We start from the raw sequence: 25,226 nt of genomic DNA, 5'->3' as shown, positions 1-25,226 counted from the left end.
TTAAAATCAAAAAACGTCTCAGGGGCTTTTAGGAGCTACTGAGCGTTTTTTCTTTTTGTAAGGGCAGTTTGGGTGCAGTTGACAGAAGGACAGCTTCTATATTACAATGAAAAAAACTCGTTCAAAAAAGAAAGAGGTATATTGATGAGTGTCGTAGGTATCTAATCAGCCAATTAAAACAAATAAGCAAAAACAGACTGTTTATTTGTTGTGCCTGTAGATACCGATAAAAATCGTTATTGATGAATCAGGTGATGGGAGACTATCGCTTTTTTTGTACACTTTTTTGGACGGGGATCTGATCGGAATCCTCAGGCACAAGAAAGGATAACTCATGAAGATACCTCAAGCAACTGAATTTGAACAAATTAAAGAACAAGTAAGTAAAAAAATAATCAGCGATTACGGCAAAGCGCGTTTTGCGAATGAAAAACCAGCAGCGACGATCCACTCTGCACAAAAACGAGTGACAGAGACCACTGAAGCGATGGCACTATTAGCCGCTGGTCGTCAAGTGCCTTTTATGGGGCTGCAGCATGTCTTACACCATACGGAGAAAATTGAAAAAGGGTTTGTTTTAGAACCACAGGAGCTTATCGAATATGGAGACTTTTTACGGTCTTTTCGAATCATCCGTCAATTGTTCGAAAAGAATCAATCGATTGCCCCAAGATTACATCAATATGCACAAGGGTTAGAAGACTTTTCTGAAATCGCCGAAATGATTTTCCAAAAGATTCGCAATGGTCAGGTTGATAGTAATGCCAGCCGAGAATTGCGGAAAATTCGCGGTACGATCGAAAAATATGAAGCTGATCTGAAAAAAGTTTTTGCAAAGTTTTTTAAGGAAAGTCGCTATTTACAAGAAAATCGTGTCATCAAAAAGAACGACCGATATACGTTACCTGTGCGTGCTGAATTTCAACAGCAATTTAACGGAACGATCATCGAACGTTCCAATAAACGAGCGACTGTCTTTATTGAACCTGAGGCAGCTGCCCGTTTAAATGATCGATTGATCTTGGCGCAAGCAGAAGAAACAGCCGCTCAATACCAAGTGTTGTCAGAGTTGACAGGGGCGATCGCCGAACAAATGAACGCCGTGTTTGCCTGTCTTGACATTTTAGTTGTGCTGGATATTATTTTTGCTCGGGGAAAATATTGTCGAGAAATCAACGGGCAGGCGATAACTATGACTGAGGAAGAAGTTTTGCTTTTTGATCAAGTCCGTCATCCTTTGCTGGGGCGTGATGCGGTTCCTCTTTCTTTAAAACTTGGCGAAGAAAACCGCTGCATGGTCATCACGGGTCCAAATGCTGGAGGCAAGACCGTCGTCTTAAAAACCGTTGGACTTGTTTGCGCCATGGCTCATTATGGCTTATTTCCAGCACACAATGGCAAAAGCACTGTTCCGTTTTTAAAAAGTCTTTGGATGGATATTGGCGATCAACAAAGTCTGGAAAATTCTTTAAGTACCTTCTCTGGACACATGTCGAACATTGCTCAGATTATGAAGAATGCTACCCGACACAGTATTGTTTTATTGGATGAAATCGGCAGCGGCACTGAGCCCAATGAAGGGGCTGCTTTGGCGATCGCCATCATGGAATCCATCTATCGCTCAGGAGCTTTAATGATCGCAACAACGCATTATGGTGAAATCAAGCAGTTTGCCGTCGATCATCAAGATTTCGAAACAGCGGCAATGGCTTTTGATGCCAAAACCTTGACACCAAAATATCGTTTGCTGACGAATGCAGTCGGTGATAGTAATGCGTTTTGGATTGCCGAAAAGATGGCGATCCCCGCTGACGTAGTCCAAACAGCAAAGGAATATTTAAAGCATAAAACCTATTCTTTTGTGAAGGAGCCTTTTGAAAAGGGGAAGAAACAACCCCATCAACAAGAAGCCAAGATAGATCTTATTTTTCAAAAAGGAGACTTGGTCTTTTCAACAGAACATAACCAGCGCGGGCTTTTTTATGAGTATTTGGAACAAGGACAAGCGAAAATTTCAATAGAGAAACAATTTTTTGTCGTTGCCGCTCGTCGCTTGCAACTCCTCACAAAGCGAGAGGTGCTCTATCCCGCAGGTTATGATTTTGATCAGCTATTCGTTGATTTTGCGCAGCGCAAGTTTACTCGAGATATTGAACGGGGATCTAAAAAAGCGCAGAAGCAGTTACGAAAAGCAGCGCAAGAACGGCAAACCAATCGACCCGTGGATTGATAGATTAAGAAAACTTTCAATCGATAGACCAAAATCAAGCAAGCAGTCCTTTTTCAGCACCTAGAAAAAGGACTGCTTTTTTTAAATGTTCGTTTTTTTAATAACGTCCTTTATCGATGCCGTCCCTTTGTTTGGATGATTATTTTGGTTGTTTTTTCTTTATAGAGCAGAAAATATTCGAAATATCTAAATTCTTTAAGAAAAGTTAAAGAAAAATAAAAATAACAGAGAATTGGTTGTATCTTTATTCGAGGAAGGGTACCATTCATATTGGATTGAAAAATAACATATAACCTTGTTAGGTGAGGCTCCTATACAAACACAAGCTATTGCGCAGAAACGTCGAAAGACGCCAATGTGTAAAACAGGAATTGTCGGATTAAGGCTTTTCATAAAATAGCTAAGAGAGCAAATGACTTTCTTTACGTTGTATAGTGCTAAAACTCGGACGATGAGATTGCTGCTAAAGTCTGACGTCCTAAGAGAAGTGAGACTTTTTTGCTTTTCTTTCTGATGGATGACGAAGCTCATAGAGCAAAATAACTGGTACCGTCTGAACACCTACTCCAAGGCAAGAGGAGTGGAAGCAATGATAGAAAAAAAGAAGATCGATTGGCTGCTGATCATAGCTTATTTGCTATTGAGCCTTATCGGTCTTTTAATGATTTATAGTGCAAGTTCATACCGTTTATTAACGAGAGATCAACCACCAGCGTCGCTATTTATCCGTCAATTGGTCTTTTTGTTACTTAGCTGGGTTCTTTTATTCATTATTCAGCGGACGCGAAGAGAGATTTTGCTTAGCAAATACTTAGCGATCGGTCTGCTAGCATTTGGGATCTTTACCTTGCTCTTAGCTCGTTTGCCCTTTTTCGGTGTCTCTGTTAATGGGGCACAACGCTGGGTCTCGATCGCAGGGATTCAATTTCAACCATCAGAGATTGTGAATGTAGGGATGGTCTTGTACCTTGCTCATTACTTTCAAACTGCAAAAACCACCTTGCAGGAAATGAAACGTCCGCTTTTCGTTTTGTTTTTGTGCTGCGTGTTGATCCTGTTTCAACCGAAAATAGCCGGTGTGATGATTTTGCTTTTTTTAGCATTTGTCATGATAACTACGGTACAAGTCCCCGTGAAGCTGACGGCTCTTTTATTTGGTGGCTTAGTGATCAGTCTATTCTTGGCTGCCCTGTTGATCATGTTTTTAGGCGACAATGATTTATTGCCTCATATTTTTATGCACGTATATAACCGAATTCGCCTAGTAGGTGATCCATTCTCCGACCCTTACAATCAGGGGTTCCAAATGATCCATTCTTACTATGCTTTATTTAATGGAGGGCTTACTGGTCTCGGTTTAGGAAACAGTATTACGAAAAAAGGCTTTTTACCAGTTGCGGAAACCGATTTTATTTTTTCCGTTTTAGTAGAAGAGCTTGGCTTGCTTTTCGGGATTTTTGTTATTGGCTTATTATTCGTAATCATCTTACGTTTATTTATTCGTTCCGCAGCTATTGAAAACCCTCAGATTGGGTTGATATTGCTAGGAACAAGTACATTACTTTTGTTGCAAACAAGTATCAATATAGCCAGTATTTTAGGGTTGATGCCGATGACGGGGGTACCGTTACCCTTTATCAGCTATGGTGGCTCCAGTTACTTTATTCTTTCATTTGCCTTTAGTATGTGCCTGAAATTAGAGCGAGAGGAGGGCAAACGAAATGAAGTTCCTCAAACGACATGATGCAAACTATGCCTTGCTGCTACCCGTTTTTCTGCTTTTTTTGCTAAGCATTTGGGTCCAGCATCAAGCTTCTGTAATGGATGGCAATGATCCTTCTGGAATCGTTTTTCGACAGATCGTTTTTTGTGTTCTATCCGCCATCGCGCTCTTCGTTACGAGTTTGATCCCAACCAATTTGCTCTTACGCTTTTCGGGTCTTTTGTATGTATTGGCGCTAGGTCTGATGGCTTCTCTTCATTGGTTCTACGATCAAACGATGTTTGAGCAGACTTCTACCAAACGCTGGATCAGAATCGGCGACTTTACCATTCAGCCCTCAGAGTTTATGAAAGTGGCCTTTCTGCTTTTTATGGTCTATCTCACCTTAGTGTATGAAAAACGAAAAGCCGAACGGACCATTAAATCTGATTTGATCTACGTCACTAAGATCTTGCTTTATAGTATACCGACATTTCTATTGATGTTTATGCAACGGGACTTTGGTACGAGTTTAGTGTTTATTGTGATGTTAGGGGCTTTATTTATTATCTCGGGTGTTCATTGGAAAATTTTGACCGTAGTGATCGGTTTGATCGCAGCCCTCGGCGCTATTTTATTGCTGCTCGTGTTTACGGAATGGGGCAATCGTGTCTTGTTTCGACTTCATTTCTCGCAGTATCAATTAGACCGAGTGCGAGCTTGGGCAGATCCCCTAGCGTACCAAGACTCTATCGCGTTCCAACAAGTTCGCAGTATGTGGGCGATTGGCTCAGGAGGCTTATTGGGAGCGCCTGACACCCATACGACAGTGTACGTGCCGGTTCGTGAATCAGATATGATTTTTACAGTTATTGGTGAAACCTATGGCTTTTTAGGAAGTACCTTAGTGATCTTCTTGTATTTTTATCTCATCTATCAAATCATCTTCGCCGCGTTAAAAACGAATAACAAGGCGTCGGTCTATATCGCCATCACGTACGTTTTTGGCTTAGTCTTTCAGATCTTTGAAAATATCGGAGCGGCGATTGGGTTGCTGCCATTAACGGGAATTCCTCTGCCATTCTTAAGCCAAGGAGGAACCTCGTTGATTGCGATCAGTATTGCGATGGGAATTATTTTCGGGTTAGAAAAATTCCCGACTAAAGCGAAGAAACGATCTTACGCATTAAAAGAAAGTAGGGGATTAACATGAGCAAGACAGCAAAACAAGGGGTGATAGGTGGACTGCTTTGTAGCTGTTTCGCATGGTTGTTTTTCCTTGTAGCATTAGAGCCGCAGTGGTTCCAAACGCTTGATACCCTGTTTTCCCACGTGCCTCAATGGCGGACGGCTACAGTAGAAGCGATTTTTGTTCCGCTTGCTAGCACGGCAACGATCGTCCCGATAGCGGCTATTCATTTTCTATTGGCAGCAATTTTGTTTCTTCGAAAGAAACGGATCGAGAGTTTTTGGTTGATGGGAAATATGATCATAATCAGTGGTGTTGGCCAAGTGATCAAGAAATTCGTTGATCGCCCAAGACCGGAGTTTGCTGACAGTATGGAACGGGCGTCCGCCAGTTTTCCAAGTGGGCATACGCTATTAGCGACCACGCTAATTATTTCTCTCCTCTTTTTCTTCGCACAAACAGCGCCTGGCAAAAGAGGCAAACGTCCTATTAGCCAAAAACTAGCTATGTTTTTGGGATTGGTTTATTTACTGCTTATTATGATGAGCCGCTTGCTATTTGGGGTTCACTATCCTAGTGACTTGTTAGCAAGTCTTCTTTTAACAAGCGGAGTCAGCTCAATTACGTGTTCAATAGTTTTTTCAATAAAAAAAAGGGTGCTTAGGGGGGAGTAAATTGAGTTTGGTAAAAAAAATAATTATTGTATTTTTGGCTTTGCTTACAGTGGTTGTGGCATCGGGGACTGCGTACGGAATCAAAGTATATTTTCAAGTTGAAAATGTTGCGCACTCGATTCATCGGCCGATAGAAGGAAGACAAGAAGCAGAGGTGATAGAAAACACAGAACCTTTAAGTCTGCTTTTGCTAGGAATTGCCAATGATGCTCGCCGGCAAACAGATTATCGTGCCAATACGATCATGATTGCAACGTTGAATCCAGTTACGAAAAAAACGACACTTACGAGTATTCCCAGGGATGCGTATGTTGAAATTGTTGGTCAAGGATATGAAGATAAAATCAACCACGCACATTCCTTTGGCGGAGCAAAGATGATGATTGAAACAGTGGAACAATACCTTAATGTTCCGATTCATCATTATTTTTCTTTAAATATGGATGGTATGGCAGATCTAGTTGATGCGATTGGCGGTATTACCGTTGAAAACGATTTTGCATTTACTGCTGAGGATATCTATTTTGAAGAAGGTATCCTTGATTTGGATGGCTGGGAAGCACTTCAATATACCCGTATGCGCAAAGAAGACCCGGAAGGTGACTATGGACGCCAACGTCGTCAGCGAGAAGTGACAGAGATTTTGGCCAATGAATTAGTTTCTCTATCAAGCGTGATGCGGATTCAGGATCTGTTAACGATTATTGGGGAAAATGGTGAAACAGATTTAACGTTTTCTCAGATGAGTCAACTATTCACCCAATATCAATCGGCACTCGTTACTGTCGAATCTTACCAAATGGCGGGTACTGGGTTCACTGGCGATGGCTTTAGAGGTGAATACGGTATCTCTTATCAAGAAGTGTCACCTGAAGAACAACAAGCGACGAGTCAGCGTTTAAAAAGCGAATTAATGCTTGATTAAGTAAGCCTTGGGTTTAATTAGTAACAACACCACTTCCTCTTTGTTCCTCTAGTAAATCGTGATTAGAGTTGACAGCTGCTTTTCCTCAGGATACTCTTTAGTCAAGCAAAGCAATTCGGCTTGAAGGGTAGCAAGAGCCTGTTCGGAAAAGGACTGTTAACTCTTTATTTGTTGCTATATCGTTTGGTTAAAAGTTACAAGGGGGAAAAGAATGACTATCATCTTTAAAGATCAATTACCAGCGGATTCAAATCAGATACTCGCTTTGTATAAATGTGTTGGCTGGGTCGCCTATACGAAAGAGCCAGAGCGACTATTAAACGGCCTAGCTCAGTCACAGGTGATCACTGCCTATGTTGAAGAGCAGCTAGTCGGACTTATTCGATGTATAACCGATGGACAAACCATTCTTTATATTCAGGATCTATTAGTAGCGCCAGCGTTCCAACGTCAAAAAATTGGCCAGCGATTGCTCAAAAAAATGCTGGCGAGATATCCATCAATTCGACAAAAGGTTTTGATCACGGACAACACAGAGAAAACGCGCCGATTTTATGAGTCTTGCGGCTTTTCCTCTGTAGAAACGCAGCAAATTGCAGCATTTATTTATTTACCTAAAAACGAGTAAATAGCCAGAAACCCGATCGCTAGTTGAAAATAGTCAATTTATTAACGGTTTTATGTTTGATGAAGGAGTGGGAGAAATGAAGCTGCGATTTGCGTTATTTGTGTTAAGTTTAGTGATTGGTGTTGGCGCATGTGGAGGAAGCATGCTGGCGTTTATGAGTATTGAGCCATTAAGGAAAGGACAGTCATTTGCTGGGTTGGAATCGTCCATGCTCCAAGGAACGCCATTTACAACATTTTTGATTCCCGGGGTGTTTTTGCTAATTGTGTTAGGACTGGGCAATTTATTGGCAGCTATCCGATTGTGGCGCAACCAAGGGTATCATGGCGAATTGCTTTTAGGCATCTGTTTAATTATCTGGATCATTGTTCAAGTGATTTTATTAAGGGGCGGGAATGTTTTGCATCTGATTTTCTTAGTGTTAGGTTTACTCCAGCTCGGTGTGGCAGCTTACTGTATCAAACACTTGCAACTCTCGGTTCCTTTTTCTGCTCATCAAAATTGATTTTGCAGAAGGGTTTTATTGGTAAAATAATTAAATTACTCAAAAGTTTCCTATGAAAAACGTGGATTTTTGAAAAAATATTCGCAAAAGGATCATTCACTTAAAAAATTATGATAAACTGAAAGAAGTGAACGTATTTTCTAGAATCAGGAGGATCAATTATTGGAGTTTCTTAAAAAATCAAAAATTTTTGCAGGTCTGGTGATCGTCTGCCTTTTAGGGATCGCCGTCTGGATCTATTCAAATATACTGTTTGTTTTTCGACCATTAGAAGCAATCTTTTCTAGTGTCTTTTTACCAGTACTGATATCCATTTTTATTTTTTATATCTTTTTGCCTTTCTTTAATTGGGTAAAAAGAAGGACGAAAAAGAAAAGCATTGCGCTGTATGCGACACTGTTGTTGATCGTTTTTGCAGCCTATTTGATCATTCAGGTGATTGGACCCGCATTAGCCTATGAGATGGGACGCTTTATCAATCAAATACCCGTTATCATCAATTTGGTGATCGATAACATCGATCATTCCTATTTGGAGGAACTTTTCGGTCCTTTCATTGATTCGATCGATATTTCGCAAGCGAGCAATTTCGCTTTGCAGTTTATTACCGGGGCAACGAATAGTCTGACGAGTTTGATCTCCATCGTTTCTCACTCAGCGATCGTTTTGTTTACGATCCCACTGCTCTTAGTCTATATGTTTAAAGACGGTGAGAAAGTGCCAGACTTTTTAGCAAACAAAACACCGAAAAAGTATCAAGGTTTGATGCGTCAATTATGCAGTGATTTCCACCAAGCAGCGTCTGCTTATATTGGCGGGAAATTGCTTGTATGTTCGTACGTTGCCGTTTCCAGTTATTTGATTTTTTCTTTGCTAGGTTTGCAGAATGCGTTGCTTTTAGGCCTGATTTGTGGTGTCTTGGATATCATCCCATACTTCGGACCATTTATAGGAGCGGCACCCGCATTTCTATTTGCTTTAAGTTTAGATATCCGGACTGCCATTTTATTGGTAGTGGGCATCACGATCATTCAATTGGGTGAATCGTATCTAGTTTCACCTCTAGTAATGAATAAAGTGTTGCATATCCATCCGATTATTGCGGTGTTCTTATTATTGATCGCAGGCAACTTGCTGGGATTTGTTGGTATGATCGTTGCACTTCCAGTGTATTCGATCATAATGGCGATGTCTGGCACGCTACTCCGTTTTTTCCAGGAACGCAAACTAGAACGTTCTGTGATCGATAAGGAGTCATTGTAACAATAAAACTTGCTGTTGAAGAAATCTTCATCAGCAAGTTTTTTGTTTTAGATGACACATAGCACGGTACAAAGACTCATGCTATACTGATTGAAACGAAAACGACGATAGGAGTGAGGAAATGAAGGTTTTGTGGAATGATCAGATCGTTGATCGAGAGGTAGTGAGAATTGATATCGAAGACCGTGGCTATCAGTATGGTGATGGGATCTATGAAGTTATCCGAATATATAATGGCCACTGTTTTATGTTAGCGGAGCATATGGCTCGATTGGAAAGCAGTGGACAAAAAATTAAGCTAACGTTACCCTATTCGATTCCCCAATTGACTGAAAATCTAAAGTTACTCATTAAGACTGAAGGAATCACAGAAGGAGAAATCTATCTTCAGATCACCCGAGGAATCGCTTCTCCGAGAAATCACGAGTTTCCACCAGCTGGATCGGTCAAAGGGGTGGTGACGGCAAATGTGATCCCCTTTGAACGACCAGATGAAATGCAGCAAGCAGGGCTTTCGGCAACCGTTCTTCCTGATGAACGCTGGTTGCATTGTGATATCAAATCATTGAGTTTGTTAGGGAATCTTTTGGCGCTGGATCAAGCGATCGAAGCTGGCTTCGATGATGCGATACTGCAACGAGATGGCTTTTTTACAGAAGCATCTGCATCCAATCTCTGGTTTGTCATTGATGGGATCGTCTATACTCATCCGGACGGGCGCTTGGTGTTACCGGGGATCACGAAAATGAAGGTCCTTCAGTTGTGTCGCCAATTAGAAATTCCCTATCGAGAAGAACCCGTCCCGATTGAGGCACTACGCGACACGCAAGAGTGTTTCTTGACCAACTCAGTTTGGGAAATCGTTCCGATCGTTGCCATTGATGGGAAACCCGTTGGCACTGGCGAATTGGGTTCAATCACGAAACAATTGCAAGCAGCGTATATCGCTGCCACAAAGAATAAAAGCGATTCATTGTGATTATGCAATAGAAACCACCTAAAAAAGCTTTGGCAACACCCAGTATTTTAAGGCTGGGTGGGACCAAAGCTTTTTCTTGCGTTGAAAATTATTTCTTACCATTCACTAGGGTTCCACAACTTCCCGTCAAGTTCTCCTTGTTTCAATTCGATGCGGGTTTCTTGCTGCTGCAACAACTGTCCCAGCTCTTGCAAAAATGCTTTTTCATGGTAATCAGTGGTTTCTTGAATGGATTGTTCTATCAGCGGTGTTAGCCAATCATGACCCATCAAAGCACCTCCAATTCAGCTAAAGCATCTTCTAATTCGGTCAATGTTTCATGGTTTTCCTGCAACAGGGATAGCAAAGGAGAAAGCTGCGGTTTTTTAGAAACCAAATGTGCCAGTTTCTCAGCAAACCATTGTTGCTTTTGATCAAACGTAAAGGGAGCGGGCATCGATAATAATTGCTGATAGGCAATGACAAAGGCACGCTTTTCTTTTTCCGTTTTATACATCAGTTGGTCAAGGACAACGATGGGTAACACGGTCATTTGGTGTTTTTTTGCCATCAGTACGAGTGGATGCAAAATTTCGTTAAAGGTCGTATTTTCTCGACCACCTAACTGAAATTCTTTGGCAGCAACACCAGTAGAAACGGCGAAACTGATTTCTTTCCCCATCAAAGCAGGCGCGCAATTTTCCCAAACCGTATCGATCCAAGCTTTCATTTTTGCTGGAACACTGTACCAATATAAGGGGAATTGTAAAACCAAACGGTCACAGTTTTGCAGCAGCGCCTGTTCATCGGCAAGGGAAAAGTCAGAAAAATCATCAAGAAAGTGTATGGTGACATTAGAAAGTTTGGCACTTTCACTGAAAAAACGTTGGGAAAGAGAGCTGTGGAAATCTGGGTGGCTAGCCACCACTAAGGTTTTTATCATGAGATTGATCATCCTTTCCTACTACATGTACCATATTTTACCAGAAAGGGAAACTAGTCTGCTTTGCTTTTCGTAGTGTTGGTCCTCTTTTAGTTTGATTTAAGGTACCTCGTCTATATTCATTGTTAAGGAAGTGTCAGTAACAACTTACACGTGAAGGAAATGGGGGAATAGAGGATGGAACCAAACGATCCCTTGATCAAAGGTCTAGCAACTATAATAAAGTTCGTTGCAAATGCAGTGAACTATGTCGAAAATGGACTTGCCAGTTGCAAACAACGAATTGGTGGAAAGCATCATACGAAAGAAAATGATTACGGCAATGGGCAAGAGTTTACAGAAGTGACTGTCTACAGATGACCGATGCAGAGAAAATAACTAAGATGGCTCACCCTCATAGGGTGAGTCCTTTTTTTAAGGATGGCAAGTTTCTTCAACTGGGGTGTTTGCTTCGATAAAGGTCGATAAAGAAGTAAAAAGAATCGTAGAGAGAAAATCGCTGAAGAAACAATGTGATGTGAAAATTCTTCTAATTATCATAGGAATAGAGCCAATGAATGGAGTCAGCCTTTTTAGTATCTTAGTCCAACTGAAAAAAGCGGATGGTAGAATTGCAGCAACGAATGATTCAAAAGGGGAAAGTCGCGATTATGTCAGGAGAGCTCTATGGGAAAGAGGGGAGAAATTTTTTGCGCCTAAACATTGGCTGTTCGCGAGAAAAACTCATTGATGGCTTGAAGCGATTCACATTGAGTTTGACATAAAAAAGAACCCACTGAGCGATCAGAAAGATCCTGTATTCTTTCTGATCGCCAGTGGTTTTTTAGTCTTTCGTCGTGCGGGGAGTCATTGCAGTAGTAACGGGGATTGGTTCAACGACATGGAAATAACCTTCTTTGTCTTGAATGATCAGCATATCTTGCTGACTCTTGCTCTTGATGATCTCACCTTTAACAATTTCGTTGGTGACAGTCCGATAAATGCTTGTAGTCATGTTCATTCCTCCCAACGGTTTTTACCAATTGATCTTCAATAGGGGGACTAGTACAAATCAATTGCTTGATTTGTACCAGCAAGGAAAAAGAAAACGAATTGGTATCTTTAGTATAGGAGAGCAATGTTTAGATTGCTGCAATTCCATGTAAAGTTTTTGTTAATCCTTTTTTTTTTTCAGCGATTGACTAATCGGCTAAAGAAAAACGCAAGGCCATTTTATTACTGCCAGACTCCACCATTTTTCCTAGTAACGTTGTTGCATTTTTTAAATACAGTTCGGCCATCTCAGCGTTGGCTTCTTCAAGCAGACGAGTAGGCTGCTTGTCAACGGAAGCTTTACGATCAGTTTCTTGTTGGATGCGGCGACAAGCTGCCATCGTTTCCATTTCAAAACGGTTGGCAAGATCACTATAGCGATCGTAGTCGCTGTCTCCAATCAACGCCAAGGTGCGTCCTAACCAATAGCTATTTGATGGATCGTAGGTCTTTGTCGTATCACAATAGCCAAGTGGGGTCTTAGTGATAGCTGCATAAAAGGGCACAACGCCATTGAAGGTATTGGGGCCAAAGGCAAGCCAATGAATGCCAGCGATTGCTGCGGGCACGTGGTTGCGGATCTGTAAAATATGGACTTGCTGGTTGCGATTGAGAGCAATCGATCGGAATTGTGTTTTTTGTGTCTCGCTCCCTGTACCGTAAGGGTCAAAAGGCGTATTTTGGAAGTGGGAGCTCAATGCCCATTTTACATCTTCCACGGATAGCTTTTGTTTTGGGTAGCATACAAACGGGAGCTCTTGATCGATCGGTTCAGCGGCTGTTCCGCTAAAGTGTTTTTGAATGTACCATGCCCGCGGGTTATTGTAACGGGTATCTTTTTCTGAGGAGCTGCCAAAAATATGGCGTAGATTAATGCCTTCAAAATCAGGATTTAATTGATAGTCTTCAATCAACTGTTCGAGATCCTGCGAACACAACGTCATTTCTGAGGCGAAATCGAAGTGATCAATGTTTAAGCGATTTGGTGCCACGACATAGGCATCATCTGGTATGCGAACAGCTGCCCAGTGATGTCCACCGATGGTTTCCATATACCAGATTTCCTCGGCATCAGAAAAAGCGATCCCGTTGGCTTCATAGGTCCCATAGGTTTCTAAGAGTTCCCCTAAGCGTAAAACACCTTCTTTAGCGGAATGGATGTAAGGCAGTACGATGCTGACGAAATCAGCTTCCCCGATACCATCTTCCACATATGGATCAATAGCCAAAACGCGCGAATTGGTTGTGATCGTTTCTGTTGCAGTCATGGCGATATTTTCTTCATTGATTCCTGAAGCTGCCCAAACTCCTTGCGATTCATCTGCTTCAGGGGTTGAAGTATAGCGTAATGATTTTGCTGGCAAACTGATTCGACAGTCGCTTAAAACGGCGTAAAATTCATTTCCTTGCCGTTCTGGAGTGATGACGACGAATTTTTGCGGTTCCGAACCGCTTCCAGAATCTTCATTGCGGGCAATCATGGTCGAGCCGTCGATCGATGCTTTTTTTCCTACTAGTAAAGTGGTACAGGACGCTTTTTTTCTATCCATCTTTCCAACACTCCTTCATTTCTTCTTACGAATGATTGAAGCTAGTATACCCATAGTCTCATGGTTTTACAATGCTTTCTATAGAGAGGAACAAAAAAATTTCGCCTTTTTTATTAATTTTTAGTAGAATAAGGTGTTGTAAAAAAAATCAAAGGAGCCATTATTATGAAGAAAACAGTTGTTTTTAGTTATATTTTTTTACTAAGTCTGGTTTTTGCCGGCTGTGCCAAACCATCGATGGATGCGGGAAACTCCTCCAGTGAATCTTCGTCAGTCCAACAAAACGCCGAAGAGCGCACTGCCCAAATCAGCTTCAATAATAAAAGTGAAGAGCAAGACCAGGAGATCGAAACCAAAACGGTCACTTTTAAAGAAGGGGTTTCTTTGATGACTATCATGAAAGAGAACTTTGACTTGGAAGAAAATCAAGGGATGATCACCAGCATTGACGGTTTAGCGCAAGATGAAAAAGCTGGCTATTATTGGACATATACGATCAATGATGAAATGATTACAACTGGGTCAGATGATACCTTTTTAGGAAACAACGATAAAGTGGTTTTCACCTATGAAAAATTCGAATAAACCACTTGCATTTGCTGGAAAAGAAATTGCTTATTTAGGGCTGCTTGTGGCAGCGGCCGTCGTCGGCAGGTCACTTTTTCAACCCTTACCCAATGTTCAACCAATGACGGTGATCTTTTTATTAGTAACCATCCATTTAGGTCTTAGTCGTGGATTGATCGTTTGTCTGCTCTCGATGCTGATTACCAATTTTTACATGGGAATGGGAATATGGACGATTGCTCAATTAGTTAGCTATGCAATCATTATTTTGGGGATGTATCTGTTGTCAAAAAGCAAGCTGTTTATGAAACGGTTGCTTTTACAAGTCAGCTACAGTGTATTTGCAGGGTTTGCTTATGGCTTTGTGATATCTTGGATCAGTGTCAAACTTTATGGGTTTCCTAGCTTTTGGGCTTATTATTTTCAAGGATTGAGCTTTGATGCCCTCCACGCAATAGGCAATGGCATTTTTTATCTGTTACTAGCACCGATCTTTCTGCGGCTTTTCCAACACTACTATCCAAAGAACAACAGCGAAGGGCACTAAGCGCTTCGCTTTTTTTGTTGAGTTAGCTAGTGTCGGGCAAAACGTCCATGACTAGAGGAAAAAGTCTTTGACGATCAAATGAGGTGAAAGGGGTTATGTGAGGAAACAAGCAGGCATATTGTTGTGCAAAAGCGGTTTCTGCAGGTATCCTTAAGGTATCTAAGGAAGGATGTGGCTTTTGATGAAATGGATCGTGAAAAAGGATGATTTAGAAAGCTACCGTGCGAAGTTCCATGGAAAACTGGCTGGTTATGCCGAGGAAGCCAAAATGATTGCCCTGCCAACACCAAAGTATTTTATCGTGGTGGTTGACGAAGAAAAAATCCACTTGATTCAGTTAGATCTGCAATTTCATGAAAAAGGGATGCAGACAATTATGATCCATGAGATCACAAAATTACAACTAGGCGGTGTGGTAAATAAAAAAGTCCAGATTCAGACACCTTCGACCACTGTCAAACTAATGATCAAACCGTTGGCGATCGGTATCAAAGAGGAGCAAAAAGCCTTGATCGATCGGTTTACCAGAATGTCGCGATAAACATCGGAGGAACACGCGGGAAAAATCAGCTGGATTTTTTCAAAAAAAAGCAAGGGCAGTTGCCTGCACTTGCTTTTCGTGAGTCCTGTTATTCTGGCGTACCGACGATTTTAATAAACTCATCGATATTCTTGATTTTCATATGCTTGATCACTAACTGTTCCCGCTTGTTCCATTTTCCTTCGACTTCTAATTGGTATTTATTTAATGGAAGGCGTAAGACATAACTGGCTAAGTAGCGATCCTTAATAATGCAATTCACGATTTTGTGGTCTTCTAAAAGTTGGATACCTGTTAGCATCATTGGCGTTTCTTGAAAAACACGGCTATTGACTAACAATCCAGTGTGGGTTTCGTTCATGGGATCTTCCTTTCTGATAAACCTGGGATAAATCATCTTTCTGTCTGTTATGTTACCTGATTTGCATCAGAAAGGCAATTCCTATAATAAATCCTCGTTATTATGTGCCACGTAAAAAGAAAGGAGGCAAAAGGAATGGTTGGGTATAACCGTTTCTCAAAAGAGTTTCAAAAGGCTTCAAAAGAACTCCGTGAAGGGAAGAAGTCCAAAAATGCCAATAAAGGGCTGCGAACACGACAAAAAATCGCTGCTGAAAAAGAACAAAAAGCACAAAATGCTTTTTCGACTGGTTTTTTGATCGGTTCCTTCAGAGAAATATTCCGCAAGAAATAAGCAAGTTCCGCTGCCAAAGCGGGACTTTCTTTTTGTTTAGAATAAATAATTGAAGAAGACACCGTTGAGAAAGGAAAAGCTCAGATAAAATAGAAAAAGTGTCACGATGTCCAGAGGTAAGCCTTTCAGAATTGGCGGAATTGCGGCAATTTGATTTCGTGTATGAACCCCTGACAAAGCACAGGAAAAGAGAAAATACATGCCTACAGCAACAAATAAATTGGTTAAATAATCGGTATAGGGAAATTGGGTCACAGTGGCGATCGTCAGCAAGATGACACTGACTAGGGTCGTCTTTTTTAGATCATTCGTCAAGAAACGTTTTTTTGCTGGAACGATCAGTAAGCATAAACTGGCAGTAATCAAGGCGATGATGGCAGCACTTACCAAATTGGTGACCACTTGATTGCCATAGACAAAGCGATTTTGAAGCAAAAGATAAAAACTTAAACCGCTCAACAAGTATGCGACTGCAATGATCCCTGACAGGAAAACCACCCGTGTCGTCACGTTCGGTTTTTTTTCTTTGACGGTCGGCGCCAAATTTTGACAGGCGTAATTTGTGAGTAGAATGACTAGGAAGACCACTAGTCGATTGGCGATCATCATATGAGAACGCTCCTTTCTTGCGTTTTAGCTCATGATTTTAAGGTTGAACGGGGTCTTTTTTCCTTCCCCTAAAATGCGAAGGCGTAAGAAGCGATCGATGAGTGGAGTAAAACAATTCATGATCAAGATGGCATAGCTCATGCCTTCGTTTGTGAAACCAAAGAAACGGAAGAGGACAACGAGAAGCCCCACGCCTAAGGCAAAAAGATTTTCTCCTGCTTTTGTTCCTGGAGTCGAAGAATAATCAGTCGCCATATAGATCGCACCCAACATGGCACCACCGCTGATGATATGCCCAATCACCGTTTGCCAACTGCCAGTAAAAAGTCCTTCTGGACCAAGGATAAAAGCAAAGAGCCCGATCGTTGCAAAAATAATCAGCGGGATACGAGGGGAGATGATTTTCTTGTAAACGAGAAAAATTCCACCCAGAAGTAAAAGCAAGGCACTGGTTTCACCGATTCGTCCCCCAGTAAATCCTAAAAAAGCATCCAACAGATCAGAACCGCTTAAGGTGTCCCCGGCCTTCATGACAGCTAATGGCGTAGCACCGGAAACGACATCGTTCGCCGTAGCTTGCGAAACCACATCAGGAGCGATGCTGCCAAAAGGTGGATCTGGCCAACTGATCAAAAACATCTGGTTATAAAACAAGCCAATCAACAAGGCGCGACCGCCAAGGGCTGGATTTAAAAAGTTATAGCCGATACCGCCAAAAAATTCTTTGACGATGATCACGGCAAACGCCACCCCGATCACTGGGAAATACCAAGGTGCGGTCGGTGGAAGATTCATCGTTAAAAGCAATGCCGTCACAACGATACTTAGATCGAAACGAAATGGCCGTTTGATGAGGTAGGACCAAATTCCGTCGGCGGCAAACGCCGTGGCTAGCGCAATGAAAAACAACCCATATACCTTGAGCCCGAAAAGGTAGCCAGAGAATAAAACTGCTGGTAGTAAGGCTAGTACTACACAGCCCATGATTTTGACTGTTTCGTCATTGCTGCGAATATGGGGGCTTGGTGGTGTTTCTTGGTTTTTTCGTTGCTGAAAGAGGCGCTCGCTATCGGAATCCTTGTAGTAATCAGGCACTTTCCTTCGCCTCCTTCTGCAGCTGTGCAACCTTGCCTTTTGCGGCAGTGATGTTGGCAGCTAAGGAACGTTTGGCTGGACAGACAAAGGTGCAAGCACCACAATTGATACACGCTTCTGCCAGCAATTCTTCACATTTTTGATAATCGCCTGCTCGATAGAATTGATCGATCTCCATCGGCATCAGGCGCATCGGACAAGCTTCGACACATTTATTGCAGCGAATGCAGGGGTTTTCGGCATATAGCCAATCGGTTTCTTCATTAAAAACAACGATCCCGTTGCTGCCTTTGGTGACCGGAACCTTTAATGTTTTGACGGATTTCCCCATCATGGGGCCGCCAAGAATCAGCTTGCTGGGCGCACCTTGAAAGCCGCCAGCAAAATCGATCAACTCTCCTGCGAGTGTTCCTAAAGGATTTTTGACGATGCGTGGATGTTGAACATCACCAGTCACGGTTGTATAGCGTTCAATCAGCGGTTTGTCATAACAGACCGCTTCAGCGATGGCAAAGCTGGTGGCAACATTGATCAATACGATCCCAATATCGGCAGTCAAGCCGCCTAAAGGTACCTCCTGATCGGTCAATAACTCTACTAACTGCTTTTCACCACCGGTTGGATAAACAGTTGGGACAGTAACGACTTCTATCGTGTCATCCTCTGCACTTGCGGCTTGCATCGCTGAAATGGCTAGCGGTTTATCATCCTCGATGCCAATGATGATTTTTGGATCAGCTAACAATTTTTGGGCAATTTTTGCCCCTTGGATGATTTTTTTGGCTTCTTTTTGCATTAAGAAGGCATCACTGCGCAAAAAGGGCTCACATTCAGATCCGTTTAAGATCAAGGTATGGATTTTTTTATTTTCATCAATACTGAATTTGACATGGGTGGGAAACGTTGCACCGCCTTTGCCGGCGATACCGCCTTGACGGATTTTTTTGAGGATCGTTTCGTTAGCAGCAGATTGCCAGTTGAATGGGGTAGACAAAAAATCATTATCGAAGGCATAATCGTTTTCAATGATGATGGTTTTTCCTTCTTCATTGTTTTGATTTGGCCAATCGACAATATCGACGATTTTGCCCGAAACAGATGCATGGACTTTCGCAGATACAAAGGCATCTGCTTCAGCGATCACTTGCCCTTGCTTGACGTACTCACCAACGGAAACCGTCGGTTCGACAGGGGCACCAATATGTTGTGCCAAAGGGATAAAGACCATCGTGGGTGAAAAGGTAAGGATTTCATCTTGTTCGATCATTAATTTTTCTTTTAACATTTGTAACGGGGGACTTAGTGAAATTCCACCAGTAAATGTTCTCATAGCCAACACTCCTTTTTTCTCCTAACTTTATTCTAGCATGCCATCCGCATTCTCAAAACCATAAACGCTTACATTTCACAAGAAAAACTTATTTCGGTTGACATATGATTGTTTGTTCATATATAATCAGGGTATAAACATGTTTGATCGTTCATATGTTCGATGGAATAGAGGAGGTTTTGATGATGGCTGAACATACTTGTCAACACGAGCACACAAAAACGAAGGGACATACGCATACCCATGATCATGGGACGTTTCCTCGTAAAGTTTACTTCGCGGGGGTAATCTTCTTTATAGTGGCGCTGTTTATTTCGAATCAATGGGTAAAAGACGGGGTTTATTTTGCTGCAGTTTTATTAGCGGGCTACCACATTTCGTGGGAAGGGATCGAGGATACCGTAAAAAGCACAAGAATCAATCGGCGCTTTACGCCAAATGTACATCTATTGATGTTATTAGCAGCGATAGGGTCAATGATCATAGGCAATTTTAATGAGGCAGCCTTACTGATTTTGATTTTTGCTGGTGCTCACTTTTTAGAAGAATACGCGGAAGGGCAAAGCCGACGAGAAATCACCAATCTTCTCAAATTGAATCCAACGGAAGCACGTTTGATGGGCCCAGATGGGAAAGCCAAAAAAATTGCTGCTTCAGAGATAAAAAAAGGGGATATTTTACAAGTTTTGCCTGGTGATCAGTTAGCAACAGATGGGGTGATTCTTTCTGGCACGAGTGCCATCAACGAAGCTTCCATCAATGGCGAGAGTATACCGCGAGAAAAAACAGCGGGAGACGAAGTTTATGGCAGTACCATCAATGGCAATGGAACATTTTTGATGGAAGTCACAAAAGACAGCTCGGAAACGGTCTTTGCCAAAATTCTTTCAGTCGTTGAAGCGGCACAGTCGAATCAGTCACCAACAGAAACACGAATCAAAAAAATCGAACCAATCTATGTAACCATTGTTTTCATTGCAGTCCCTTTGTTCATCTTAACAGCACCGTTTCTACTTGGTTGGGATTGGTATACCAGTTTTTATCGCGGGATCGTGATGATGATTGCAGCGTCTCCTTGTGCGTTAGCGGCAAGTGCGGTACCTGCTAGTTTATCTGCGATTTCAAATCTAGCAAAAAAAGGGATTCTTTTTAAAGGCAGCAACTACTTAACGAATTTTGCTCAGATCAAAGCGGTGGCATTTGACAAAACGGGCACGTTGACCGTCGGAAAACCAACGGTCACGGATGTCATTTTCGCAGAAGCCATCGATCAAGCAGAGGCCGCTTCCATCATCGTTTCGCTGGAAAAACAAGCCAATCATCCATTGGCAGATGCGATCGTTACTTATTTTGAGAAGAACAATAAAGGGCAGCAAAACGAACAGCTGACGGTTACGAATGAGATTGGTTCCGGTTTAGTAGCCGTCTCAGGAACAAAAACCTATCGATTAGGAAAAAGAACCGAAAACTCCCAGTTAACAGGTTCGTTGGAGCAACAGTACCGTCACCTGGAAGCGCAAGGAAAAACGATGGTCATTTTTTCCATCAATGAAGAGGTTGTCGCAATCATCGCTTTGATGGATGAGCCGAACGAACAGGCAGCTTCTGTGATTCGTTATTTAAAAAATGAAGGGATCCATACCGTTATGATCACCGGAGATAGTGCGTCTGCTGGGGAAGCCATCGGAAAGCGGCTAAACGTTGATCAAGTGGCGGCTAATGTGTTACCTGAGAACAAAGCGGAAGCGGTTCGAGCACTCCAAGAAGCCTACGGACAAACCGCCATGGTGGGGGATGGCATCAATGATGCGCCCGCACTTGTTCAGGCAGACATCGGTTTTGCGATGGGCGAAGGGTCAGATGTTGCTATCGAAGTGGGGGACGCCGTGATCATGAAAAATGATCTTTCACGCTTCGCGTATGCCTATCGCTTAGCGAAGAAAATGGATCGAATCATTTGGCAAAATATTTTCTTCTCCATGTTTATCGTCGCATTATTAGTCGGGTTGAATCTATTTGGAAAAATGAATATTGGGCTGGGGGTATTTGCCCATGAAGGAAGTACGTTGATTGTATTGTTTAACGGGTTGCGCCTTTTGCGCAAACTGCCAGATGCATAAAAAAAGCGGCTATCGAAGGATAGCTGCTTTTTTAATGACTGAATTGTGTCGAAGTTGGAAAATCAAAGGCATCGATTTTTTGCAATCGATTTTCGATCCTTCTTAAAATCCCTTCAGAGGAATCCAACGGTTTGATTGCATGATAAGCAGTCAGTAACAGGTCTTTTTCTTTAGCGGGACGGTTTTCGATGCGGTAGATATTTGCTAGTCGTTCCACGTATTCATAATGACTATAGTCTGTTTTGTTGATCAAGAAATGCAAAAGATCTTTTGCTTTTGCGTAGTCTTCTTGAAGATAGAAACTGATTGCTTCACGATACAATTTGATATCAAGTTCTTCGATCTGGTCAGGGGTTGCTTTAAGCGCACGCCACTCATTGATCGAGATTTTTCGTACGACTTTGCCAGTTGCATCGGTCAAAAAAATTACCGGTACATCGTTTGGATGTTTTGCTGCTTGCTTGATTTTCTTCATGTCGCACCTCCCGCGTGTCAATGGACTGACTGTTTGATATCTCCTATTTTAAAAGGAATAGCGGGAAAAGTCTACATGTAGATGTTAGATTCGTAGGAAATTTTAAAACATTCTCATTTATTAGGCTCTTTTTCGTTGAAAATGGTTGACCGCATCGGAGGCACCCATGAAAATCAAGATCCCGCCAAAAATTTGGAAGAATAATAACCAAGTGGCGAAGGGATTCAATACTAGGATGATCCCTGCAGCAATGATCAATAGACTGATGATCAAGTTAGTGATATAAGGTAAACCAATGCGTTTTTGGTTAAAGCTTGCCATCAATCGGGTGCAACCGCTGATGGTGATCATGATTCCTAAGAAAAATGGCACGATGGCAAGTAATCCTTTGGCAAAAACTAAAATCGCAGCTGCCGCAATCAACAGTAAGATACCAGAGACGGATTGCACATTGCGATAGCCCTTTTGTTTTTCTTTGTAGCTCGTATACAAGCTAATGATCCCTAAACATGCAATATACCCGGCAACAAGATAAACGATCGTGTTGAAGACAGATCGTGGTGCAATCAAGATGATGAAGCCAAAGACGATATATACGACGGCACGAAGTAAATCATAGCGTTGTAATTTATCAAAAAATGCATTCATGATAATTCCTCCTTTTTTTCCTATTGTACCGAATTCTTGTTAAAATAGATATCAAAAAACCTACGAAATAGGCTAAGCCTTTTGTATCAGATGGTTTTTTGGTAGAATAAGGAAAAGAAAACAGAACGGAGAGTATTATGAGTGGGTTAACGCTAGTGATGTGTGCCTTTACGATCGTTTTATACCTTTATTTATTCGTGGTACGGAAAGACATTCAATTTCTTGCTGTGGAGCGCAAACTAAGCAAGGTCGCCATTACGATTTTTTCAGTAATGATCATCCTATCCATGGTGATGATGGAAGAGGCACTTGATAATCGGGTGCGAGGGATCGTTTCGGGTTTGGTCTTTTTGAGCTTTGTCTTAGACAGCCGCGGCTTAGCACTTGATCGAATCATTGTCCATCCAATGAGTATCAAAGGGGTACTATACCAAGAGATCGATCGAGTCGTTTTGTTTCAAGAAAAGGAAGGGCAGCCCATCAAGATGAACTATTTTCGAAGAGGGATGAGAGGCCCATTGATGAAATTCAAGCAGCCATTAGCAGAATTGGTTGTTTTCTTGTCAGAACACTTGAATGAAGGGACACCGATCGATATTTTAGTCGATCATGATCAAGGAACAAAGGACTAAAAGACCCTCGATTACTGCCAGTTTAAGGCGTAATCAAGGGTCTTTTTTTAGGTCGAAAATTGATTAATGGAACACGCGGAAGCGCTCATCGTCACTTAGAAATTCTTTTTCGTTCGGTTCGCTTTCTTTTGAACCAAAGACTAGTTGCGCTCGCAGTTGCCAATTTTCAGGAATTGACCATTCAGCTGCAACAGCGTCATCGATGACAGGGTTGTAATGCTGTAAGTTGGCCCCTAATCCAGCTTCTTCTAAAGCGGTCCAAGCGTTCGCTTGAGCGATCCCATTCGATTGTTCTGCCCAAACGGGAAAGTTCTCTGCGTATAGAGCAAATTGCTCTTGCAAATTTTTCACGGTATCCGTGTGAATAAAGAATAGAACGGTTCCGTAACCCGCTTTAAAACCAGCAAGTTTTTGTTTTGTCGCTTCAAACGCTTCGGGTGGTGTCAATGGTTCTATGGCAGCCTCTGTTAATGTCCACAATTTTTCGTGGGCTTCGCCAAATAAAATCACGGCTCTTGGTGATTGTGCGTTAAACGCAGTTGGACTATTTTTCACTGCTTCTTTCACAATGTCTTCGATTTCAGTGTCGGAAAGAGCCACATTTTTACCTAGCCCATAGATTGAGCGGCGCTGTTTGATCGTATCAAGAAATTTTGTCATCGTATTCCCACCTTTTCTATTGTCATAGAGTGAAGTATACATTCTTACTTAATGTTAGTAAAAGAAAATGCTTGGGACGTCAAAAAGTCAGGCAAACGCACCTGACTTTTTCTTATTGGGCATCGATAGCAATGAATTTAACGGTCACGTATTCTTCAGGGCCATATTTGCCGTTTTCACGACCAAAACCGGAGTGCTTGACGCCGCCGAAGGGAGCCGCCGGATTTGAGATCGCAATGTCATTGACCCCAACCATCCCATATTGGAGGTTTTGGGCGACATTCGAGATCGTTTGCAAATTCGTTGAAAAGAAGTAGGAAGCTAGTCCAAATTCCGTATCATTTGCCGCAGCGATGACTGCTTGTCGATCCGTAAATGAGATCAATGGGATCACAGGTCCAAAGGTTTCTTCATAGTAGATAGCCATCTCAGAAGTAATCCCATCGATGACCGTTGGTGCGAAGAAGTTGCCTTTTTCGTACTCACCTTCAGTAAGCTTCTTACCACCGAGTAAAACTTTAGCTCCTTTATTTACCGCATCTTCCAACTGCTCGATGACTTTTTCAACGCCTGCTTGGTTGATCAAAGGACCAACAGTAGGGTTTTCCAGACCATTGCCGACCGTTACGGTTTCCATTTTCGCTAGTAATGTTTTGGTAAAGGCGTCTTTGACGGACTCTTCGACAAAAATTCGATTGGGGGATGTACAGACCTGACCGTTGTTGCGGAATTTTGCTGCAATTAATTTTTCAGCAGCTAAATCTAAATCAGCATCAGCAAAAACAAGAAACGGGGCATGACCACCTAACTCCAATGAAACTTTTTTCAGAGTTGGTGCTGCTTGTTCATATAATTTCATCCCAACTTTCGTGGAGCCGGTAAAGGTGATTTTTTTGACTTGTTCATTTTCGGTCAATTCTTTCCCAATCTCAGAAGAATCTCCTAAGACGATATTGACGACCCCGTCTGGAAGTCCTGCTTGTTGAAAAAGCTCGCCTAAAGCTAATGCGGATAGTGGGGTTTCTTTTGATGGTTTCATAACAAGGGTACAGCCAACGGCCATAGCAGGTGCAATTTTTCTTGCAATCATGTTAGAAGGAAAGTTCCAAGGCGTGATCGCGCCAACAACCCCGATCGCTTCTTTGCGTACCAGCCAATGATTGTGTTCAGGGGCTGGAATCACTTCGCCATAGACCCGTTGCGCTTCAGCTGCATTCCAACGGAAATTGTCAACGTTGGATTGGATTTCTGCCTCCGCTTCTTTTAATGGTTTTCCTTGTTCCATACTCATGATTTTTGCTAAACGATCGCTTTCTTCCTCCATCAAATCAGCAATGACGTTCATCAAATCGGCACGTTCTCGAGGGGAGCGTTTTGACCATTCGGGAAAAGCAATCGCTGCGGCATCGATTGCTTGCTTGGTTTCCTCGATCCCTCCTTGACTGACTTTTACGAGTTCTTCATTAGTGGCAGGATTGGTAACCGAAACCGACTCTTTTGTTCCTTCAAGCCATTTTCCGTTAATCAATAACTTTGTTGGTACTTGTGGTAACTGTTGGTTCATCTTGGCACTTCCTTTCAATAATGGGTTCTTATTTAACCCTAGCACGGATCAGAAAGGATGACAATTCATATGCAAGTCTCTTGATTCTCCAAATTTTTGTAAAGAACCAAAGGGGAAATGTCCTGCTCCTATCATTTTATGGTAG

Annotated in this window: 28 protein-coding genes, 1 pseudogene and 1 riboswitch; of the genes and pseudogenes, 17 read left to right on the top strand and 12 right to left on the bottom strand. The window is 42.1% G+C overall.

Features of this window, described 5'->3' with window-relative positions:
* The first annotated feature begins 334 nt into the window (after positions 1–334).
* The 9 genes from IGI77_RS09665 (at position 335) to dat (ending at position 10,095) form a co-directional block, all read left to right on the top strand.
* Positions 335–2,230 (top strand): endonuclease MutS2, encoded by a 1,896-nt coding sequence (locus IGI77_RS09665; protein ID WP_438769926.1) that lies wholly within the window; start codon positions 335–337, stop codon positions 2,228–2,230.
* Positions 2,231–2,517: 287 nt separating this feature from the next.
* Positions 2,518–2,693, top strand: a riboswitch (M-box (ykoK) riboswitch).
* A gap of 126 nt (positions 2,694–2,819) precedes the next feature.
* Positions 2,820–3,974 (top strand): FtsW/RodA/SpoVE family cell cycle protein, encoded by a 1,155-nt coding sequence (locus tag IGI77_RS09660; RefSeq protein WP_034868647.1) that lies wholly within the window; start codon positions 2,820–2,822, stop codon positions 3,972–3,974.
* Complete coding sequence (locus IGI77_RS09655) at positions 3,952–5,145, top strand: FtsW/RodA/SpoVE family cell cycle protein (RefSeq protein WP_438769925.1); 1,194 nt, start codon at positions 3,952–3,954, stop codon at positions 5,143–5,145. The genes IGI77_RS09660 and IGI77_RS09655 overlap by 23 nt, the downstream gene beginning before the upstream one ends.
* A complete protein-coding gene (locus tag IGI77_RS09650; protein ID WP_142964967.1) occupies positions 5,142–5,795 on the top strand; it encodes a phosphatase PAP2 family protein in 654 nt (217 codons plus the stop codon). Before IGI77_RS09655 ends, IGI77_RS09650 begins: the two co-directional genes overlap by 4 nt.
* 1 nt (position 5,796) lies before the next feature.
* Positions 5,797–6,720 (top strand): LCP family glycopolymer transferase, encoded by a 924-nt coding sequence (locus tag IGI77_RS09645; RefSeq protein WP_005226221.1) that lies wholly within the window; start codon positions 5,797–5,799, stop codon positions 6,718–6,720.
* 211 nt (positions 6,721–6,931) lie between these two features.
* Complete coding sequence (locus tag IGI77_RS09640) at positions 6,932–7,348, top strand: GNAT family N-acetyltransferase (protein WP_015509792.1); 417 nt, start codon at positions 6,932–6,934, stop codon at positions 7,346–7,348.
* A 76-nt stretch (positions 7,349–7,424) separates the two neighbouring features.
* The gene (locus tag IGI77_RS09635) at positions 7,425–7,853 is read left to right on the top strand and encodes a hypothetical protein (protein ID WP_010748436.1); all 429 of its coding nucleotides are present in this window, start codon (positions 7,425–7,427) and stop codon (positions 7,851–7,853) included.
* 162 nt (positions 7,854–8,015) lie between these two features.
* Positions 8,016–9,116, top strand: coding sequence for an AI-2E family transporter (locus IGI77_RS09630; protein WP_010748435.1), 1,101 nt, complete (start codon positions 8,016–8,018; stop codon positions 9,114–9,116).
* A 121-nt stretch (positions 9,117–9,237) separates the two neighbouring features.
* Entirely contained in the window at positions 9,238–10,095 is an 858-nt protein-coding gene (gene dat / locus IGI77_RS09625; protein WP_438769924.1) for a D-amino-acid transaminase, read from the top strand.
* A gap of 95 nt (positions 10,096–10,190) precedes the next feature.
* Here the strand turns inward: dat and IGI77_RS09620 are convergent, their stop codons facing one another.
* Together IGI77_RS09620 and IGI77_RS09615 are read right to left on the bottom strand one after the other, a co-directional pair.
* The gene (locus IGI77_RS09620) at positions 10,191–10,364 is read right to left on the bottom strand and encodes a hypothetical protein (RefSeq protein WP_005226215.1); all 174 of its coding nucleotides are present in this window, start codon (positions 10,362–10,364) and stop codon (positions 10,191–10,193) included.
* Positions 10,364–11,029 carry an NAD(P)H-dependent oxidoreductase gene (locus IGI77_RS09615; protein ID WP_438769923.1) on the bottom strand — a complete coding sequence of 222 codons (666 nt, stop codon included), beginning with the start codon at positions 11,027–11,029 and terminating at the stop codon, positions 10,364–10,366. The genes IGI77_RS09620 and IGI77_RS09615 overlap by 1 nt, the downstream gene beginning before the upstream one ends.
* 165 nt (positions 11,030–11,194) lie before the next feature.
* On the opposite strand from IGI77_RS09615, the gene IGI77_RS09610 reads away from it, so the two are divergent.
* Both IGI77_RS09610 and IGI77_RS09605 read left to right on the top strand, forming a co-directional pair.
* Positions 11,195–11,377 carry a hypothetical protein gene (locus IGI77_RS09610; RefSeq protein ID WP_347483325.1) on the top strand — a complete coding sequence of 61 codons (183 nt, stop codon included), beginning with the start codon at positions 11,195–11,197 and terminating at the stop codon, positions 11,375–11,377.
* A gap of 242 nt (positions 11,378–11,619) precedes the next feature.
* Positions 11,620–11,781: pseudogene (locus IGI77_RS09605) on the top strand (MalY/PatB family protein); the annotation flags it as partial.
* A 59-nt stretch (positions 11,782–11,840) separates the two neighbouring features.
* Here IGI77_RS09605 and IGI77_RS09600 read toward each other — a convergent pair.
* Entirely contained in the window at positions 11,841–12,011 is a 171-nt protein-coding gene (locus IGI77_RS09600) for a hypothetical protein (RefSeq protein ID WP_010748430.1), read from the bottom strand.
* 187 nt (positions 12,012–12,198) lie between these two features.
* Entirely contained in the window at positions 12,199–13,599 is a 1,401-nt protein-coding gene (locus IGI77_RS09595; RefSeq protein WP_010748429.1) for a C69 family dipeptidase, read from the bottom strand.
* 165 nt (positions 13,600–13,764) lie between these two features.
* On the opposite strand from IGI77_RS09595, the gene IGI77_RS09590 reads away from it, so the two are divergent.
* The 3 genes from IGI77_RS09590 to IGI77_RS09580 all read left to right on the top strand — a co-directional run bounded on the left by IGI77_RS09590 (position 13,765) and on the right by IGI77_RS09580 (position 15,254).
* Positions 13,765–14,184 (top strand): DUF4430 domain-containing protein, encoded by a 420-nt coding sequence (locus tag IGI77_RS09590; protein WP_438769922.1) that lies wholly within the window; start codon positions 13,765–13,767, stop codon positions 14,182–14,184.
* On the top strand, positions 14,168–14,713 hold the full coding sequence (locus IGI77_RS09585) for a metal ABC transporter permease (protein WP_015509784.1): 546 nt from the start codon (positions 14,168–14,170) through the stop codon (positions 14,711–14,713). Before IGI77_RS09590 ends, IGI77_RS09585 begins: the two co-directional genes overlap by 17 nt.
* Positions 14,714–14,882: 169 nt before the next feature.
* Positions 14,883–15,254: a hypothetical protein gene (locus IGI77_RS09580; protein ID WP_005226207.1), complete on the top strand. Its 372-nt coding sequence runs from the start codon at positions 14,883–14,885 to the stop codon at positions 15,252–15,254.
* 88 nt (positions 15,255–15,342) lie between these two features.
* Here IGI77_RS09580 and IGI77_RS09575 read toward each other — a convergent pair whose 3' ends face one another.
* A complete protein-coding gene (locus IGI77_RS09575; RefSeq protein ID WP_005226206.1) occupies positions 15,343–15,615 on the bottom strand; it encodes a hypothetical protein in 273 nt (90 codons plus the stop codon).
* A gap of 135 nt (positions 15,616–15,750) precedes the next feature.
* Between IGI77_RS09575 and IGI77_RS09570 the strand changes: the two genes are divergently transcribed.
* On the top strand, positions 15,751–15,948 hold the full coding sequence (locus tag IGI77_RS09570) for a hypothetical protein (protein ID WP_015509783.1): 198 nt from the start codon (positions 15,751–15,753) through the stop codon (positions 15,946–15,948).
* A gap of 36 nt (positions 15,949–15,984) precedes the next feature.
* Here IGI77_RS09570 and IGI77_RS09565 read toward each other — a convergent pair whose 3' ends face one another.
* The 3 genes from IGI77_RS09565 to rsxC are packed head-to-tail and all read right to left on the bottom strand — an operon-like array spanning position 15,985 to position 18,982.
* Positions 15,985–16,557, bottom strand: a complete 573-nt coding sequence (locus tag IGI77_RS09565) for a hypothetical protein (RefSeq protein ID WP_015509782.1) — start codon at positions 16,555–16,557, stop codon at positions 15,985–15,987.
* 24 nt (positions 16,558–16,581) lie between these two features.
* On the bottom strand, positions 16,582–17,652 hold the full coding sequence (locus IGI77_RS09560; RefSeq protein ID WP_015509781.1) for an RnfABCDGE type electron transport complex subunit D: 1,071 nt from the start codon (positions 17,650–17,652) through the stop codon (positions 16,582–16,584).
* Positions 17,645–18,982: an electron transport complex subunit RsxC gene (gene rsxC, locus IGI77_RS09555; RefSeq protein ID WP_005226202.1), complete on the bottom strand. Its 1,338-nt coding sequence runs from the start codon at positions 18,980–18,982 to the stop codon at positions 17,645–17,647. Before rsxC ends, IGI77_RS09560 begins: the two co-directional genes overlap by 8 nt.
* Before the next feature lie 185 nt (positions 18,983–19,167).
* On the opposite strand from rsxC, the gene IGI77_RS09550 reads away from it, so the two are divergent.
* Complete coding sequence (locus tag IGI77_RS09550) at positions 19,168–21,102, top strand: heavy metal translocating P-type ATPase (protein WP_375838827.1); 1,935 nt, start codon at positions 19,168–19,170, stop codon at positions 21,100–21,102.
* Between the two features lie 31 nt (positions 21,103–21,133).
* Here IGI77_RS09550 and IGI77_RS09545 read toward each other — a convergent pair whose 3' ends face one another.
* Together IGI77_RS09545 and IGI77_RS09540 are read right to left on the bottom strand one after the other, a co-directional pair.
* Positions 21,134–21,577 (bottom strand): hypothetical protein, encoded by a 444-nt coding sequence (locus tag IGI77_RS09545; RefSeq protein WP_016609260.1) that lies wholly within the window; start codon positions 21,575–21,577, stop codon positions 21,134–21,136.
* A 120-nt stretch (positions 21,578–21,697) separates the two neighbouring features.
* A complete protein-coding gene (locus IGI77_RS09540) occupies positions 21,698–22,225 on the bottom strand; it encodes an HdeD family acid-resistance protein (RefSeq protein WP_438769921.1) in 528 nt (175 codons plus the stop codon).
* Between the two features lie 137 nt (positions 22,226–22,362).
* Between IGI77_RS09540 and IGI77_RS09535 the strand changes: the two genes are divergently transcribed.
* Entirely contained in the window at positions 22,363–22,857 is a 495-nt protein-coding gene (locus IGI77_RS09535; RefSeq protein WP_005226198.1) for a hypothetical protein, read from the top strand.
* 63 nt (positions 22,858–22,920) lie between these two features.
* Here the strand turns inward: IGI77_RS09535 and IGI77_RS09530 are convergent, their stop codons facing one another.
* Positions 22,921–23,517, bottom strand: a complete 597-nt coding sequence (locus tag IGI77_RS09530; protein WP_074933687.1) for a nitroreductase family protein — start codon at positions 23,515–23,517, stop codon at positions 22,921–22,923.
* A 112-nt stretch (positions 23,518–23,629) separates the two neighbouring features.
* Positions 23,630–25,081, bottom strand: a complete 1,452-nt coding sequence (locus IGI77_RS09525; RefSeq protein ID WP_015509777.1) for an NAD-dependent succinate-semialdehyde dehydrogenase — start codon at positions 25,079–25,081, stop codon at positions 23,630–23,632.
* Positions 25,082–25,226: the final 145 nt, after the last annotated feature.

It is taken from the genome of Enterococcus sp. DIV0213h (assembly GCF_051711285.1).
Classification (GTDB): Bacteria; Bacillota; Bacilli; order Lactobacillales; family Enterococcaceae; genus Enterococcus_D; species Enterococcus_D casseliflavus.
This window is presented reverse-complemented; position numbering and strand designations above follow the sequence as displayed.

Excerpts from the sequence above, each read along its gene's own strand:
- IGI77_RS09665 (WP_438769926.1), top strand. The coding sequence starts at position 335 with ATGAAGATACCTCAAGCAACTGAATTTGAACAAATTAAAGAACAAGTA.
- IGI77_RS09660 (WP_034868647.1), top strand. The coding sequence starts at position 2,820 with ATGATAGAAAAAAAGAAGATCGATTGGCTGCTGATCATAGCTTATTTG.
- IGI77_RS09655 (WP_438769925.1), top strand. The coding sequence starts at position 3,952 with ATGAAGTTCCTCAAACGACATGATGCAAACTATGCCTTGCTGCTACCC.
- IGI77_RS09650 (WP_142964967.1), top strand. The coding sequence starts at position 5,142 with ATGAGCAAGACAGCAAAACAAGGGGTGATAGGTGGACTGCTTTGTAGC.
- IGI77_RS09640 (WP_015509792.1), top strand. The coding sequence starts at position 6,932 with ATGACTATCATCTTTAAAGATCAATTACCAGCGGATTCAAATCAGATA.
- IGI77_RS09635 (WP_010748436.1), top strand. The coding sequence starts at position 7,425 with ATGAAGCTGCGATTTGCGTTATTTGTGTTAAGTTTAGTGATTGGTGTT.
- dat (WP_438769924.1), top strand. The coding sequence starts at position 9,238 with ATGAAGGTTTTGTGGAATGATCAGATCGTTGATCGAGAGGTAGTGAGA.
- IGI77_RS09620 (WP_005226215.1), bottom strand. The coding sequence starts at position 10,364 with ATGGGTCATGATTGGCTAACACCGCTGATAGAACAATCCATTCAAGAA.
- IGI77_RS09615 (WP_438769923.1), bottom strand. The coding sequence starts at position 11,029 with ATGATCAATCTCATGATAAAAACCTTAGTGGTGGCTAGCCACCCAGAT.
- IGI77_RS09610 (WP_347483325.1), top strand. The coding sequence starts at position 11,195 with ATGGAACCAAACGATCCCTTGATCAAAGGTCTAGCAACTATAATAAAG.
- IGI77_RS09600 (WP_010748430.1), bottom strand. The coding sequence starts at position 12,011 with ATGACTACAAGCATTTATCGGACTGTCACCAACGAAATTGTTAAAGGT.
- IGI77_RS09595 (WP_010748429.1), bottom strand. The coding sequence starts at position 13,599 with ATGGATAGAAAAAAAGCGTCCTGTACCACTTTACTAGTAGGAAAAAAA.
- IGI77_RS09590 (WP_438769922.1), top strand. The coding sequence starts at position 13,765 with ATGAAGAAAACAGTTGTTTTTAGTTATATTTTTTTACTAAGTCTGGTT.
- IGI77_RS09585 (WP_015509784.1), top strand. The coding sequence starts at position 14,168 with ATGAAAAATTCGAATAAACCACTTGCATTTGCTGGAAAAGAAATTGCT.
- IGI77_RS09580 (WP_005226207.1), top strand. The coding sequence starts at position 14,883 with ATGTGGCTTTTGATGAAATGGATCGTGAAAAAGGATGATTTAGAAAGC.
- IGI77_RS09575 (WP_005226206.1), bottom strand. The coding sequence starts at position 15,615 with ATGAACGAAACCCACACTGGATTGTTAGTCAATAGCCGTGTTTTTCAA.
- IGI77_RS09570 (WP_015509783.1), top strand. The coding sequence starts at position 15,751 with ATGGTTGGGTATAACCGTTTCTCAAAAGAGTTTCAAAAGGCTTCAAAA.
- IGI77_RS09565 (WP_015509782.1), bottom strand. The coding sequence starts at position 16,557 with ATGATGATCGCCAATCGACTAGTGGTCTTCCTAGTCATTCTACTCACA.
- rsxC (WP_005226202.1), bottom strand. The coding sequence starts at position 18,982 with ATGAGAACATTTACTGGTGGAATTTCACTAAGTCCCCCGTTACAAATG.
- IGI77_RS09550 (WP_375838827.1), top strand. The coding sequence starts at position 19,168 with ATGGCTGAACATACTTGTCAACACGAGCACACAAAAACGAAGGGACAT.
- IGI77_RS09545 (WP_016609260.1), bottom strand. The coding sequence starts at position 21,577 with ATGAAGAAAATCAAGCAAGCAGCAAAACATCCAAACGATGTACCGGTA.
- IGI77_RS09540 (WP_438769921.1), bottom strand. The coding sequence starts at position 22,225 with ATGAATGCATTTTTTGATAAATTACAACGCTATGATTTACTTCGTGCC.
- IGI77_RS09535 (WP_005226198.1), top strand. The coding sequence starts at position 22,363 with ATGAGTGGGTTAACGCTAGTGATGTGTGCCTTTACGATCGTTTTATAC.
- IGI77_RS09530 (WP_074933687.1), bottom strand. The coding sequence starts at position 23,517 with ATGACAAAATTTCTTGATACGATCAAACAGCGCCGCTCAATCTATGGG.
- IGI77_RS09525 (WP_015509777.1), bottom strand. The coding sequence starts at position 25,081 with ATGAACCAACAGTTACCACAAGTACCAACAAAGTTATTGATTAACGGA.